This window comes from Arthrobacter sp. 2MCAF14 (assembly GCF_052115645.1).
Lineage (GTDB): Bacteria > Actinomycetota > Actinomycetes > Actinomycetales > Micrococcaceae > Arthrobacter.
This window is the reverse complement of sequence record NZ_JBFRHB010000002.1, coordinates 242077-256000: the sequence shown is the minus strand read 5'-3', so window position 1 is coordinate 256000 and position 13924 is coordinate 242077. Positions and strand designations below refer to the sequence as shown.

The window sequence follows — 13924 nt, the reverse complement described above, 5'->3', positions numbered from 1 at the left end:
AGTTACGCGGCGATCTTCGCCACCACGACGCCACCACCGGTGGCGGTGTTTGAGATTGCCGCGTAGCCGGGCACATCGATGCTCATGCCGCCCAGGACGTAGTCGTATCCGCCGGGCAGGACTCTGATGGCCAGGGACGTGCCGGGGCTGAGCAGGCAGGCAGCGACTTCCTTGTCTGCCTGGGCCTGGGTGCGGAGTCCGCCGGTGAAGTTGAAATCAGCAGCGAGGTCCGCGCGGCAGGCTTGTACATCGGAAGTCACCACCTGCAGGTGGGCTTTGGCGAAACCCTCGGCGCCGAGATCCGCGGCGTAGGAGCCTACTGCCCCGGTTACGCTGGCGGCAACGGCGCCACCAGAGAGGGTGAGCGCTCCGATGAGGGCGGCGGCGAGGATCTGCATGGTGGTCAGCTTTCTGGCTCAATTGTCCAAAGAGCTTTGGACAATTAGCGTGCTCTGTCGATATGTGGAACTACAAATGGACATTCTACAAAATGGAGAATACCATATAGACATGCGCAATGACAGAACCATCCGCCAGGCCGCCCGTGCAGCCTTCCCACTCACGATCCTCGGCATCGCTGCCGCCCTCACTATGTCCGGCTGCGCACCCGCCCTGACTGCCGCACCGGCCTCGAATGCGCCGGCCGCTGCCGGCCAGGACCTGACGGGACTCCAGGGAGGCAACGCCGGCACCTCGGCATCGAATCTGCTCTCCGTGGTCAATGCCCCGCGGATGGATGGCGGCTCGGTCTTCACCGGCCAGATCGTCCACGACGGAAGCCCCGACCCCACGGTCTCGGTCCAGGTCTACGACGCCCCTGGCGGCGCACCGCTCGCCTGGCTGGATCACTCCCAGTCCCTCCCGGTCATTGCCCACGCAACCGGCAATGCGCCCAAGGGTGTCAGCGCCACGACCGGCGGCTGGACCCGCATCATGCTGCCCTCCCGCCGCTCTCTCCCGAGCCAGACCCCCGCGGGTCTCCTGCCCTATATCAACCAGGGCACTGGCTGGGTCTGGGATGCCGATGTAGCGGTCGCCGGCGCTGCCAACACCCGCGTCATCGTGAACAAGACGGCGGGCACCGTCACGGTCGGCTCGGTTGATAACACCTCACACAAGTCCTTCCCGGCCGTGATCGGCACCAACGTCCCCGTGGGACCGACCTTCATCGCCTCCCCCGCCTACCCGCCGGCACCTTGCGGGGACCTCTCCCTGACCCTCATGGCCGCCCAGGGCACGAACGCCGACTCCCTCCCCAGGCAGACAGTGAACCCCACGGCCATTGCGGGTCCGAGCGAGCACTGCCTCGCAGAGGGCGGCATGGACCTGACGGACGCACTGCCGAACATGGTCCGGCTGTCGCCGGCTGACGCCCGGGAGCTCGAGTCACGCATCGTTCCGGGCACGCCGGTGGATGTCATCTCCGCGGATGCTGCTCCTGACGGAACAACGAACACGACGGTCATCAGGAACCAGATCGCCGCAGCCGTGGATTCTGCTTTCGCCAAGGCAGGCCAGCGATGAGCGCCGAAGCACTCGTCGGGGTAGATGCCGACTTGGACGCACTCCTGGAAGGTCGGCTCAACGATTTCCGGCGTGAAGCTGCAGACAACGTCGGTGCAACTGAGCTGTGGGTGGCCGGCCGGATGGTTCAGGCCGCACGTCGTGTCGAACAGGACGTGGCATCCACGCTCCGCCGCAACGGCGCCACCTTGCGGCAGCTCGCCGACGATGCCCGGCTGCCAAGCCGGCAGGCAGCACGCTCGAAATTCTCCGGCACGGGCCGCGAGGCGCTGCCGGGCCGGACGGCCGTGGATGTTGCCCGCCAGCTGGGGATCAGCGATCAGACGGTCGCCTCGAGCTACGCGAAGTACGGCGTGGAACTCAGGGCGTACCCGGCCGAGCCTCGGGCACTCAGGCGCTATTTCCTGCCTGGCGATCCCGGGCATTCAGCCACCGAGTAGCAGTGCGACGAGTTTTCACCGGGGTGCAACGTTTCTGTTGCGCCCCATCAGGCCCGCCAGCCGGGGATCCAAGACCATGAAACGACACGGGAAAGACACTATGACCATGCTCCGCCGCCCTGCCAGCAAGCTTCGACGATCCCGACCGATCCTGGGACTAGTGATGGCCGCCGTCATGATCGGCTTCGCCGCCGCACCCACCCCACTTTCGCCACAAGCCGCCCAGGCGGAGGCAAACGCACTGTTCTCCGCGCAGGAGACAGCCGTATACGCGGCGTCTCCCGCCGCAGCCGTCGCGGCACGTGCAGTTTTTGCGCCGCGCAAGTCGTACCCAATCGCTCCGGCCATGGGCCTTGTGGAACATGACCACCCTCTCGGAGTCCCCGCACCGCTCGCTTCGCCCAGCACTTCCTTTGCCTTCCGGCGCACCAACGCGGATGGCACGCCCGTCCGCTACGACCCGTGCCGTCCCATCCATTACGTCACCCGTGCCGCGAACGAACCCGAAGGAGGTGCCCAGATCATCAAGGACGCCGTCACGGCTCTCTCTCACGCGACCGGGCTCATGTTCATTGACGATGGTGCCACCACTGAGGCCCCCACACGTAGAGCTGCTGTCCGTCCCGACTTCCAGCCGGAGCTCTACGGCGACCGCTGGGCTCCGGTGCTCATCACTTGGGCGACCAGCGCCGAGGAGCCCGAATTCCCCGAGATCAATGCTTCCCACTATGCATTTGGAGGCAGTGAGTCGCGGGCCAGCGGCAATTCCCCGCAGGTATATGTCACCGGCTCTGTTGAACTCAACGCGAAAATACTTAACGACGCCATGGCTAAACCCCACGGCGCCGAGATTGTCCAGGCCGTCCTTGGACACGAGCTCGGCCACGTCGTCGGCCTGGATCATGACAACAACGAGGGGCAGCTAATGAATTGGCAGGTCAGCTGGAAAATCCACGATTACCAGCCGGGTGACCTGGCCGGGCTCGCCATCCTCGGCCAGGGCAAATGCGTGCCAACGCTGTGAACGTGTACAGCCACCGTCTCCGGCGCCGCATGGCGGCCACCCTGCCAGCCATAGCCCTTGCGGGTGCACTCGCTCTGACCGGACTTGCCCTCCAACAGGCGGCATCTGACTCAACTGCCTCAGCGTCCGACCGGAATGCACTCCTGGCCGCTCTTGCCCCGCCCCTGGCGCCGGCGTCCATCGCCCTGGCCTACGCCCCGGAATCCGCCCAGCCGCTCGGGAAGCCGGCACCGCTGACGGTCCCCAGTACCTCATACGCATTCTTGAACGCCTCCCCCAACGGGACCCCGGTCGCCTACGACCCGTGCCGACCCATCCACTACGTCACACGCGAGGCGAACGTTCCGGCAGAAGGCGCCCGGCTCATCCGGGAAGCGGTCGCTGCAGTCTCCGCTGCCACGGGCCTGGTCTTCATCAACGACGGGACCACCACCGAGGCGCCCGCGGCCAAGCACTCATCCTTCCAGCCGGATCGCTACGGCAACCGCCCTGCCCCCGTCCTGATCGCCTGGGCGACCCCGGCAGAGGAACCCAGCTTCACACTCGCGGCACGCGGGATCGTCCTGGGTGTCACCGGCAGCGAGGCGTTCCAGACACGGGACGGCCGGTTCACGTACGTCAGCGGCCAGGCCACCCTCAACGGACCGGGCCTTCAGAAGATGATCAAAACCGCCGGCATCGACGCAGCCCGCGGCCTGATCGAACACGAACTCGGCCACCTCGTGGGGCTCGAACACGTCTCGGATACGACACAGCTGATGAACCCGACCATGACGCCTGGCATCTCCGACTACCAGCCCGGAGACCTGACCGGATTGGCCATTCTCGGCCAAGGCAAATGCGAGCCTGGGCTCTGACCGGGCATCCGGCGGAGAGCCGGAGGCTCACCCCCTGTCACTTTCAGAAGTCGTCTGCACAGCCCGCACGTTGAGGGGATCCCTCAGCACGAGCTCGGGCACGCCACCACGCGATTCATGCCGGGCAATAAGCGCCTATGCTCTGTCGGTGGTGGCTTGCGAGGCACACGAGCCGCTGCCTCGACAGTCACGGTTGGCCGCCCTTCAGCTCCAGGTAGTCAAGGAGGCGCGTCATCGCGCGGATCGCTTCCTGGGCGTCCTGCTGTTCGACTCTTGTGCCACCCTCATGGACGGCGATATTGCGCTTCGCAAAAAGGTCGTCCCCAGCTGTCGAAACATCCTGGGGTGCCCCAGCGAGACGACGCTTCACGTCTGCACCACCCCCGCCGCTGGCCATCTCGACCGCGAGACGTGCGGAGAGCACGGCCTCGCGGTATCGGCCACTCTCGAAATACGTCACGGCCGTACGTGAGTGCGACGCGGCCGCAGACTCCTCTTCCAGAATGCGGAACGCATCCCGGTACGCGGTATCCGGTGTCGGGCCGAGCAAGTATGTGAGCTGGGCGCCGTCTTTGAAAAGGAGCACGTCATACGAGTCCACGGCAGTGCCGCCAGAGACCAGCACGTAGTCGTGGTATCCGTCCATCTCATAGAGATTCGGCATACGCTTGTACGCGCCTGTGAAGAGAGGGCTGGCAAGGAACTCGATCAAGTGGTCCTTAGTCTTGCCATACATCTCGACCTTACGGCCGGTAACCTTCTGCCGGAGTCGGAGGCCTAGATGCCCATTCTCGCCGGGGTACTCCTCGACGTAGCACCAGACGGAGAGGGGCGGAGAGATTATGTGCGCGGACAAGATGTTAACCGTCACGGAGAACTCGTCATCGAACCACACGACGATCTCTTGCGCGTTCTGGGTGAGAATTGGCGCGACGATGACGACGTGCTCCTTGCGGTTCCGAGGCTCGATAAGCCCGCCGCCGTGGGCATAGCAGTCCTGCAGCAGGTTCGACATCGGCGCGAACGGCTGAAGCATCGGTTGGTCAGTAAGAACCCGCACCGTCCGCCGGGTCAACTTCTCACGAAGGCGGAGGTCACGCATTCCGTCAGGGCGTTCGAAGCACTCCACGTAACACTTGATCATGCCGGAACTCTGCGCGCTGCGGGCCGTGACTTTAGCTGCCTGCGCCGCGCGGCGTGCTTTCGAACTCGGCGAGCTCATTCTGACGTCCTCTCGCTCACGTTCACCCGACCAATTCAACCGTTGGCGGTTTGACACCTTCAGCCACGACCTGCTCGCGGACCGAAGCGCATCGAAGTCCTGCAATAGCTTCGCATTTTGGACAGATCCGATCAGACGGAGATGAATCGATCCGCCTACCAGCTCGCCATCCGAAAACCATACCTGCCCAGAGATGCCGGACGGCGCCCTGAGATCTGTCGGTCATCGTGCCCGACTGGCGATCCTTTACCGGGCATTTGCTTTCGCCAAACCTTCAGGCGAGCAGGGCACTGGCCGTGAGAATCTGCATGCCTAGGATCCTCCCGTCCCGGGTGCCCTTCATTACGCATGGGCGCTCGACTCGATGGCTACGGCGAATCTCCTTCGTCTTCTTCGGTCTCTTCGTCTTCGTTCGACTCCGTCTCATCGTCCGAGGAAGACTCGGTTGCTCTCGCCAAGTACGCCAACCCATTGACGTCGTACTTGGGCATAGACGCAGCGAGCTGCTGAGCCAGGTTCACGCTGGGCAAGAGCCCTGCGATGTCGAGCTTGGGCATAGAGGCAGCCATCTGCTGAGCCAGGTTCGCGGTGCCGATGAGGCCAGCGATGTCGTACTTGGGCATGGCGGCGGCAATCTGCTGAGCCAGGTTCACGCTGGGCAAGAGCCCTGCGATGTCGAACTTAGGCATGGCGGCGGCCATCTGCTGAGCCAGGTTCGCGGTGCCCATGAGGCCAGCGATGTCGAGCTTGGGCATAGAGGCGGCCATCTGCTGAGCCAGGTAACTTCCAGCTGCAGAAGAGTTCGCAGACAAATTGGCGAGGGTTCGCCGAGCCACGTCGGCCGCCCTTTCTTTGAGTCTCTTTAGAGCCTCCGCACACCGCTCGTCAGCCATGTCGGGCAGCGAGGGCTCTCCAGGCGTCAGGAGAGTTGGTGTCTGGTCCTCTTCGCTTGCCGAGAAGAGGACTTTCACCTCCCATACACAGGCGATGCTCTGCGTGTCGTTGCCGTCGGTCGCAACCCCGTACAGCAGCCACCGCGCGTTGGCCGTGTACCAGATGTCACCCTCGATCTCATGGCCCACGACGTCCATGACGCTAAGGAGTTCTGCTTCGGGCGAGGTCATCCATGAACGCCACTGCACCACAACATCAGTGGCGCTCATGCCTGCGAAACCCGTGGGCGAGCTGAGGATCTCCACAGCCGTCTGAGCCAACCGAGACTGTATCGGAAATGATCTGAGCAGGTCACCTACAGCTTCCGCGTCCTTCCCAGAGACTTCCTTGGTGAACTGGGAGACGACCTGGTTGAAATCCGCAAGACGCGTGAGCCGGCCCTCAAGGCCGCGGAGGTCCTCATCCATCGGATACGCATAGGCGGTCCCATCTCCAAAGTCGTCGGTATTGTTTGTAACGAAGCAGATGTTCTCTTCGGGATTTTCCTTGAGAAATTCCAGGATGGAGAACCAGATAGCCACATCCCGCGCACCCTCAGAACGGTCCCTATCCCGCTTCGCAGGCGGAAGCGCCATTGCCTCGCGAGCCAAGGCGCTGCGTGCGATCTCACCACTCGTGTCGATCACTTCAAAGATCTCGCGGTAAGCATCTCGCCAGTGATTCAAAAGGCGCTCCAAATCAAGTGGTTCCAGGGAACTCTCCAGCTCCCACGGAAGCACGTCTTGTAGCTTCTGCAGGACGGTTACTGCTGACCTGTGCCTGTCGAGGTAGAACACCGCCTTATGCGCAGCCATCTCTTCCAAGACCATCCACGGCACGGCAACCCTATGGTGCCCGGACTCCCGCAGCTTCCGGATGATGTCGGCCCGGGGGCCGTTGGGCGGCAGAAGGTTCACGGCATTCGTATCGAAGATGATCAAATCCAAGCCTCCGTCTCACTCAAGCGCCCTGGGTCTGATGGAGACTCGCGCTATTTGATTACCACCAGCTGATTGCCGTCGGCTTGGCCCAGCATAGAACGCCTACTTGAACCCAGCGGACGGGAATCGCCGATTTAGCAGTGGAGGCGCTAGGTGTTGTGCCAATGGACCATCCGAGGGTCGCGAGCCCGAGGTCCTCGACCCCCTTCCGCCGGCCGGGCGAACTGAGCGGTCGGAACGTTTGATGGGAAAGAACCTCTAGCGCTCGCTGGGCACGTTGGCGCCCCTCGTCGTCGGCGGGGACGCGCCGGAGAGATCTACGGCGCTCCGCTGCGCTGGCCGGGAGAGTTGTGGGCCGCGTTTGCTCTAGCCGGTTTCGGTCAGCTGCTGTTCGGCAGGGCCACGGGAGTCGAAGGGCCATTGGAAATGGGATACCAGCAGGCTGTGCTTATTGCCCGTATGAGTGTCACGAGGCGTTCGCTGAACCGGGGAATGATCGTCATCGGAGCCCCGTTGGGCGGCGTCACAGCCACCGTCGCGGGAACCGAGACGGCGCTCTGGGCCTCTGTCCCTAGGCCGTGTCCGCCGAGCGCCGTCGCTACCCCGGTACCGAGACAATTCTCAGTGGGAGAGGCGTCCGTTCGGAGCCCGCTACGGTGTGCATCGTGTGAGACATGAGACTCAACGCCTGACTTCCGACCATGCCTCGAACTCAGCGACGGCTCGTTTCAGACGCCTTATCGCTTCGTCGGAGGAGGCATCGGTGGGTACGATCCCCTGCCTGGTCTCTATGACTGCATTGACGGCAGCCGCAAACTCGGCAAGGGGGACTCCTGGATTCATTGCTTTGGCTGCCCGCCCGACGACCTCGCGCAACTGTGCCGGATTCAGTTCGTTGGACAGGACGGCATGAACCACGTCTGTCATCGCCCGGCGTAGGGGCGTCTGTCCGTCTCCGAAAAGGAGGTTGAACACCTCGTAGGTCATTCGGACCGGCCGACGGTTGCCGTCGGACTCGACGACCTGGACGTAGTGGGCCGACACATCCTTCGTGACCTCTCCGTACCTCACCATGAGCATCTGGCCGGCGAAATCGCTCCCGATAGCCATGGGTGGGTTGAATGGCAAGGCTGCCATTCGGTGTTGCCCTTCCGGCAGTAGTGCTGGCGAACCCCGCCACACCCCGTCATCGGGTGTCTGGAAGGCAAAAATCGCCTGACCCGTGGACTGGTTCCGTGGATCCTTCATGTTCGGACTTGTTGGCGTCTGCACGGGCTTGAGAGCGACGATGGGGGCGCCCGTGGAAAACTGACGGAAGATGCTTTCGCGTGGCATCCCCACAGCCTCGCCGATCTTCGCCCAGGAGACACCAGCGTCGGTGCACTCTCCGACGGCTGCCCGAAGGGTCCATGCCACTTGCGCCTGAGCTTCGGCGAGCAGTTGCGCCCGCCGAAGCGGCTCACCGGACAGGCTCGCCATCTCGATCAGTCTGACCGCATTCTCTGCGCGCGACCGGACGATCGGCGACATCGTGGGCTCAGTCATTTTTGCCTCCAGAAAGGAAAGGGTACGGGTCACTTGAGGCGGCCAGTACATCAAGAGTAAACCTTAAGTCACGGCCCATGCAACAACATATTGTGCGGGGACGTGTATTAATGCTTCCCGGATACGCCTGATCGGCGGCCGCCCAGTTCGCGTAACGCCCAAACGGCCGCAACCGTCTTCTTCGAGTTTCCCGTAAGCCCTTTGCGGGCTGCGTTGCGGCGACTCACCTGGCAAAGAATCGGCCTTGCCCCTGACGCGTTCTGGGATCCATCGGGTAGCCAAGCTCCTCAAGGCAATCCAGTACCTCGTTGGGGTCATAGGTCCAGAATGCCACCAGGTTCCGTCCCGCCGCAGGAATCCCAGACCGTGAAAAAGTATCCAGGCCCCTCATCGTCCGGTAAACCAGACGGACGTCATCCCATTCCAGTCTCCATGACCCAAGGAACCTGCCTAGCCCATGCCGCCCCCGGAACTCAAGCTGCTCCTTTGTCGGCACGAGAAGGGTCCATGTCGTGCCCGCCCTGAACTTTCCGGGGACAGCGAGCCCTCCCCTGAATTCCGGCTGCATCTGCATCTCATTCCAATCCACCCCAAGGTGATCTCACACCGTACCGGCTTGGTCGGGGAAGGCGATTGTGACGTTCCTGCCCGATCCTGTTCTTCCCCGCAGGCGATCCGCCCGGATTGGGATCGCTTACCGGACGCTCCGGAGGGGATGACCTTTGCGGCCGCAGCGGGACAGGAGCGTCTGCGGTCAGCATTCATGGCCGAATTATTTCCTCAGTTAGACGGCGGATTCTTCCAACTCTTCCGGAACCGGCAACCGATTCAGCCATTCCCTGGCGTCGTCGACGGACGTGAAGTATCCGTGCGGGCACTCCTGCTCACGCAACAGGGCCGCGGCCATTACCCGGTCGACCATTGTGGCCCCGACCAGTGCCACAGCGGACACAAACCGCCTCCCCAGCAGCGTCACTCTGGCGCCGGGACTCATAGCCACGTCCACGACCTCGAAAAGCATCGGCTGCAGCCGGCCTCCCGTCACGCCCCGGACGGCTGCGACGACGGCGTCAGCGTCGGCGGCTGACACCGATGAGCCGGGCGCCCACCGCAGATGGAAGGTACCTTGGGCATCCACGTTCAAGCTTGCGTTTGCGCAGGTCAACGCGATTTCCATCATGATGGTCCCCTTGGTCCTCAGATGACCTGCAGGACTCGTCACCACAAACCGCCTTCTGAGGTCGCCTTGACCGGCGACGGGGCGGATTCTAAGGATCGACGCAACGTTCGAGTGAGCCAGATATGCCCTTCGAGGGAAAGGTAGATCGGCACACCACCTCCGTGGTCGTCACATCGAGTCTCTTCACGCGTCGTTCTGTCCTCTATATACGTCTGCTGTTCCCGGCTAGGCGCGGCGTCCTGCCCGGCGGACATAGAGTGACAGCTGAGATGGACTACGGAAGGGAAGAATAAGCCGTGGATGATCAGGCACGACGTGAGGCTTACACGGCCCTGTACTCGGACATCCGTGACCTGGTGGGCGCAGCGCCGGCCCCGTCAGGCACGCTCTACGGGAGCGGAGAGAGGGCCAGGCTAAGCGATGCGGCCGCCGTGGCCCTGTCTTGGGGCTGGATGATCCGGCTCCTGCGCACGGGAGAAGCGGCCATCCAGCTGGAGGCAGCCGGTTACGGCGAGGAGGCGTCGCCGTTGGTTCGATCAATTTTGGAGCATGCAGTCCGGCTGTACTGGGTCGCCCAGGTGGGCGCCGGCGCGGTGGAGGTGGCCCTCCGGGAACGCAACGAGAGCATCAAGAAGATGCGTGAGTCCCAGTCGGCGACGTGGTCCTACACGGACGAGGAGATAGCGGCGCTTGAGGCGCTCCAGATGGAGTCCAGCAAGGAATTCCTATCCCTCGACACCCAGAGTAGTTTGCGGAACTTCGTCAGGAAGCACCCGGAGAAGCTGATGCCGGTTTACCAGGGGTGGCTGCTCGAGACGCAGCGGAGTCACCCGACTCTCTCGAGTGCACGTCCCTACTACACGATCGAGGACATCGAGGCAGGCTACATCCTTGACCACGAGCCCGACGAGGTGAACCACCAGATCAGCGGCCAGGTCTGCGCAGCCGCACTGTTCGGGGTCAGCTCATACGCGGAGGCAACGAAGACCAACGGACACTTCGAGGAACCGCTGGGCATCCTGAACGCTCGTTACATCGAGCTTATTCAGGGTTAACCGCCGCTGCCTCACCGGGAAGCGTCTTGCAACTCCCTAAGGACTTATGAGACGAACACGTGAGACAGGCTTTATGAGACATTCCCGGCCACGGAAATACCCTACTTCGGGCGGTTCGAGTTCGCCTCGCCAAACTAGAGTTTGCGAGACGCCTCCTGGTGCTGACTTAGACTTCAAATATGAGCCAACATCCAGAGGGCCGCCCCACATCCGACGCTTCAGACCGAGATGACGGTGGCCCAGCAGACCTCTTCGAGGGGCCACCGCGATCGACCGAACGCATTGACCGGGTGCTGGCCCTTGTCCGGCGGGAATGGGTGGAGCACAAAGATGAACGCTTCTTCCAATTTGTCAAAAATTTTCAGGCCAGGCTTGGCATCAGTGCCTACGCCTCCATTCTGGAGGACGACGCGCTCATCGCGTTGCTTGATCAGCGCACGAACCCCAGCAAGGAACAGGGCGAGAAGAACGGTATCCAGGAGTAGCTGCGCTCCCGGCGCGTCAGCTGGCACGGCTGCCGCCCACGGCGTAGACATAAGGCCTATGGAAACAACAAGCCCCACTCTTGCATCCCGCTCCTCGGAAGAACCGACTGGCGGCGTCCACCGCGTGGTGTTCTCCGACCCTGAAGAAGTGAAGACTACTGCCGTCCGTGACCTTGACGCCGCACCGGTGCCCGCCGTCTTCTCCAGCCACTACTGAACCGCCCCCGCCCGGGCGTATTGTGACGTCCATGCCCGATACCTTGCCCGCCGGGCTCCACTCGCCGGCCTTGGCAATGGCGAAGGCCGTGGACCGGATCCCGCCCCCGGATGCCCTGCCGGGCGGCTGCATTTATGAACCCAAATTCGACGGTTTTAGGATCGCAATTTCCGTTGACGCGAAGGGCGCCACGCTCTTTTCCAGACAAGGCAAAGACCTTTCGAGGTACTTTCCTGACCTGGTGGCCGCCGCGATCGCATACATCCCGGCCGGTTGTGTCGTCGACGGCGAAGCGCTGATCTGGTCGAATGACCGCCTCGACTTCAACTCGCTCCAGCAGCGCATGATCACCGGCAGAGCTGCTCTCCCCGCCTTCGTCAAAGAGCGCCCCGCCTCCTTCGCAGCTTTCGACATTCTCGCCGTCGCCGGGCACGACACCCGGAACATCATGCTGCGGGACCGACGCGCGCTCCTGGAAGAACTGGCCTCCGACTGGCGGCCTCCACTGAACCTCTCCCCCGTCACCTCTGATTACGACACGGCCATGCAATGGTTCGAGGACCTGCCCGCCACCGGCTGTGAGGGCCTTGTGGTCAAGGGATCCGGGCAACTATATGAAGGTGGCGTCCGGCAATGGCTGAAGGTTAAGCACAGAGATGACATTCACGTCGTCTGCGCTGCCGTCATAGGCCGCCGGGACCGGCCCTTCGCTGTCGTCGCCGGGCTGCCCATGCACGACCGGCTCTGGATTGTCGGGCGCACCTCTCCGTTGACTGCCGCCTCCTCGCGAACCCTTGCCGCCCACCTGCACATTCCCCGCCCGGACCACCCGTGGCCTGAGCAGATCAGTCCCGGCCTGTTGGACCGGTTCACCAAGGACAAAGAACCCGTCCACCTGACCCGGGTCGAACCCCTGGTCGTGGAAGTCTCCGCCGACGTCGCCTGGTCCGGGAGATCGTTCCGGCATCCGCTGCGCTACCTACGCGCCCGCCCCGAACTGAACCCAGATGAGGTGAAGCTGCCGGATCACTTGTCCGCCGCGTAGCATCTACCACTGTCCTTGGTGGAACGGATCGTCATCAGGGGGCCGCCGATGCCGCGTGGTCTGGCAGGGTCATTTCGGCACCCGCTTCGGCTTTCTCATGCCACGTCTAACGACGAAAGCCCTTACGAACTCCTCGCCCTCCTCCAAGAAGTACGAATGGCCGGTCACCGGAGGTGGGGCTTTAGGGTGCCTCTTCGGAGGCCACTCTGGCGCAGGTGGCAGAACGTTTCCCGGCCGAGGCTTACGTTCCTCAGCTGGCAATCTCTCATCCCAATCGAATCTTGCTGCGCCCGGAACCCATTGCCTGGGCCAGGAAAAGTCAACACGACCCTCGCCGAAGTTGCAGCCCCTGAAATTTGTCGGCGAAACGAATTCCGCCTCACAAAATGAGGTCTCCGTTCCAAGGAACATCGCCCCCTCAAACGTGACTTCGTGGTGGTGAGTAGAGAAGGCTCCTTGGAACGAGGTCTTTGCCCCGCTAAACACGGCCCCCTCGAACGATGATGACGAGCTAAAACCCGCCACATCGAACGAGGTCTCCGTAGCACTGAACCTAGTCCCCTTGAAACTTACCGCGTTGAGCTTCGCCGCATGAAACGAGGTCTCTGCCCCGATGAACATCGCTCTATCGAAAGTGGTTGGGTACCCGACGAATATCGCCCGATCGAAGTTTGCATCCTCGAGTACTGCGCCCCGAAAATCGAACGCGCACGGCGACCACGATTCTCGCACATCTCTTTGGAGATGGGACTTGATGACCCTGATGATGGTCTGTCTTACTTCCTTGTCATTCTGCCGATAAAGGTATCGGCGGGTAGATTCTTCCCCTTCGCGGGCCGGGACCTTGCGCTGGAGTTCAGCCTGGTGGTTTGACCCCAGCTCTGGGGAGTACGGCAGCCGCAGGTAACCGCAAAGCACATCAACGCACTGCTGTCTTTCATGAGCCACTGTTTCGTCGGCAACGCCTGCCATGGCATAGACCCCTGCCATACGAACAGCCACGTCCGAGTGTCCCAATTGGCTGGCTGCGGCACCGAACCGCTCTACGAAGCGGCTCTGCTCAATTCCACCTTGCCGCCGGTAGGCGACGACGAGGGCAACAACACCGCCGATACCCGCGACGATTGTGAGCGAGAACTGGGTGAGGTCTTTTGGCTGGATGGGATCCCCTCCGTGGGGAAGGACCCATTGAAGGACCATGTGGGCTATGAAAGCGATGGCCGTGGCGGCGATGACAGCGCCAAACACTGCGGTCGATAGTCTCGCACGACGTGCGAACCGCGAGGCCTTCTGCCAAGACTCTCCGGCCCCTTTACGCGTTCGTTCTTTCCAGGAAGGTCCGTTCCCGCGTTTGTTCATGCGGTAATGGTCACACCTCACCGTCTAATTTGGGAGGTCCTAGTCGATATTTAGAACCAAAGCAATTGGTGAGGATTACCTACGGCTTCGAAATAAT

14 protein-coding genes are annotated in these 13924 nt (G+C 62.5%); 8 read left to right on the top strand and 6 right to left on the bottom strand.

Annotated features, from left to right (window positions below; genetic code table 11):
- Positions 1 to 2: 2 nt before the first annotated feature.
- On the bottom strand, positions 3 to 398 hold the full coding sequence (locus tag AB4074_RS03115; RefSeq protein ID WP_441412043.1) for a hypothetical protein: 396 nt from the start codon (positions 396 to 398) through the stop codon (positions 3 to 5).
- Between the two features lie 112 nt (positions 399 to 510).
- On the opposite strand from AB4074_RS03115, the gene AB4074_RS03110 reads away from it, so the two are divergent.
- The 4 genes from AB4074_RS03110 to AB4074_RS03095 all read left to right on the top strand — a co-directional run bounded on the left by AB4074_RS03110 (position 511) and on the right by AB4074_RS03095 (position 3845).
- A complete protein-coding gene (locus tag AB4074_RS03110) occupies positions 511 to 1524 on the top strand; it encodes a hypothetical protein (RefSeq protein ID WP_441412042.1) in 1014 nt (337 codons plus the stop codon).
- Positions 1521 to 1964: a hypothetical protein gene (locus AB4074_RS03105; RefSeq protein ID WP_441412041.1), complete on the top strand. Its 444-nt coding sequence runs from the start codon at positions 1521 to 1523 to the stop codon at positions 1962 to 1964. Before AB4074_RS03110 ends, AB4074_RS03105 begins: the two co-directional genes overlap by 4 nt.
- 106 nt (positions 1965 to 2070) lie before the next feature.
- Positions 2071 to 2988 (top strand): hypothetical protein, encoded by a 918-nt coding sequence (locus AB4074_RS03100; protein ID WP_441412040.1) that lies wholly within the window; start codon positions 2071 to 2073, stop codon positions 2986 to 2988.
- A 2-nt stretch (positions 2989 to 2990) separates the two neighbouring features.
- Positions 2991 to 3845 (top strand): peptidase, encoded by an 855-nt coding sequence (locus AB4074_RS03095; protein WP_441412039.1) that lies wholly within the window; start codon positions 2991 to 2993, stop codon positions 3843 to 3845.
- A gap of 187 nt (positions 3846 to 4032) precedes the next feature.
- Here AB4074_RS03095 and AB4074_RS03090 read toward each other — a convergent pair whose 3' ends face one another.
- From AB4074_RS03090 to AB4074_RS03075, 4 genes are all read right to left on the bottom strand, one after another.
- Positions 4033 to 4989: a hypothetical protein gene (locus tag AB4074_RS03090; RefSeq protein ID WP_441412038.1), complete on the bottom strand. Its 957-nt coding sequence runs from the start codon at positions 4987 to 4989 to the stop codon at positions 4033 to 4035.
- A gap of 446 nt (positions 4990 to 5435) precedes the next feature.
- Positions 5436 to 6941, bottom strand: a complete 1506-nt coding sequence (locus AB4074_RS03085) for a PIN domain-containing protein (RefSeq protein ID WP_441412141.1) — start codon at positions 6939 to 6941, stop codon at positions 5436 to 5438.
- Positions 6942 to 7622: 681 nt separating this feature from the next.
- Positions 7623 to 8486, bottom strand: a complete 864-nt coding sequence (locus tag AB4074_RS03080; protein ID WP_441412037.1) for a hypothetical protein — start codon at positions 8484 to 8486, stop codon at positions 7623 to 7625.
- Positions 8487 to 9270: 784 nt separating this feature from the next.
- A complete protein-coding gene (locus tag AB4074_RS03075) occupies positions 9271 to 9708 on the bottom strand; it encodes a DUF7793 family protein (RefSeq protein ID WP_441412036.1) in 438 nt (145 codons plus the stop codon).
- 254 nt (positions 9709 to 9962) lie between these two features.
- Between AB4074_RS03075 and AB4074_RS03070 the strand changes: the two genes are divergently transcribed.
- From AB4074_RS03070 to AB4074_RS03055, 4 genes are all read left to right on the top strand, one after another.
- Positions 9963 to 10721, top strand: coding sequence for a hypothetical protein (locus AB4074_RS03070; RefSeq protein WP_441412035.1), 759 nt, complete (start codon positions 9963 to 9965; stop codon positions 10719 to 10721).
- A gap of 179 nt (positions 10722 to 10900) precedes the next feature.
- Entirely contained in the window at positions 10901 to 11206 is a 306-nt protein-coding gene (locus AB4074_RS03065; protein ID WP_441412034.1) for a hypothetical protein, read from the top strand.
- Between the two features lie 58 nt (positions 11207 to 11264).
- A complete protein-coding gene (locus AB4074_RS03060) occupies positions 11265 to 11423 on the top strand; it encodes a hypothetical protein (RefSeq protein ID WP_441412033.1) in 159 nt (52 codons plus the stop codon).
- 31 nt (positions 11424 to 11454) lie between these two features.
- A complete protein-coding gene (locus AB4074_RS03055) occupies positions 11455 to 12468 on the top strand; it encodes an ATP-dependent DNA ligase (RefSeq protein ID WP_441412032.1) in 1014 nt (337 codons plus the stop codon).
- 69 nt (positions 12469 to 12537) lie between these two features.
- Here the strand turns inward: AB4074_RS03055 and AB4074_RS03050 are convergent, their stop codons facing one another.
- Positions 12538 to 13827, bottom strand: a complete 1290-nt coding sequence (locus tag AB4074_RS03050; RefSeq protein ID WP_441412031.1) for a pentapeptide repeat-containing protein — start codon at positions 13825 to 13827, stop codon at positions 12538 to 12540.
- Between the last annotated feature and the right edge of the window lie 97 nt (positions 13828 to 13924).

Bases quoted from the DNA above. Each gene is read 5' to 3' on its own strand.
- AB4074_RS03105 (WP_441412041.1), top strand. From the start codon at position 1,521: ATGAGCGCCGAAGCACTCGTCGGGGTAGATGCCGACTTGGACGCACTC.
- AB4074_RS03110 (WP_441412042.1), top strand. From the start codon at position 511: ATGCGCAATGACAGAACCATCCGCCAGGCCGCCCGTGCAGCCTTCCCA.
- AB4074_RS03055 (WP_441412032.1), top strand. From the start codon at position 11,455: ATGCCCGATACCTTGCCCGCCGGGCTCCACTCGCCGGCCTTGGCAATG.
- AB4074_RS03115 (WP_441412043.1), bottom strand. From the start codon at position 398: ATGCAGATCCTCGCCGCCGCCCTCATCGGAGCGCTCACCCTCTCTGGT.
- AB4074_RS03080 (WP_441412037.1), bottom strand. From the start codon at position 8,486: ATGACTGAGCCCACGATGTCGCCGATCGTCCGGTCGCGCGCAGAGAAT.
- AB4074_RS03060 (WP_441412033.1), top strand. From the start codon at position 11,265: ATGGAAACAACAAGCCCCACTCTTGCATCCCGCTCCTCGGAAGAACCG.
- AB4074_RS03090 (WP_441412038.1), bottom strand. From the start codon at position 4,989: ATGATCAAGTGTTACGTGGAGTGCTTCGAACGCCCTGACGGAATGCGT.
- AB4074_RS03065 (WP_441412034.1), top strand. From the start codon at position 10,901: ATGAGCCAACATCCAGAGGGCCGCCCCACATCCGACGCTTCAGACCGA.
- AB4074_RS03050 (WP_441412031.1), bottom strand. From the start codon at position 13,827: ATGAACAAACGCGGGAACGGACCTTCCTGGAAAGAACGAACGCGTAAA.
- AB4074_RS03100 (WP_441412040.1), top strand. From the start codon at position 2,071: ATGCTCCGCCGCCCTGCCAGCAAGCTTCGACGATCCCGACCGATCCTG.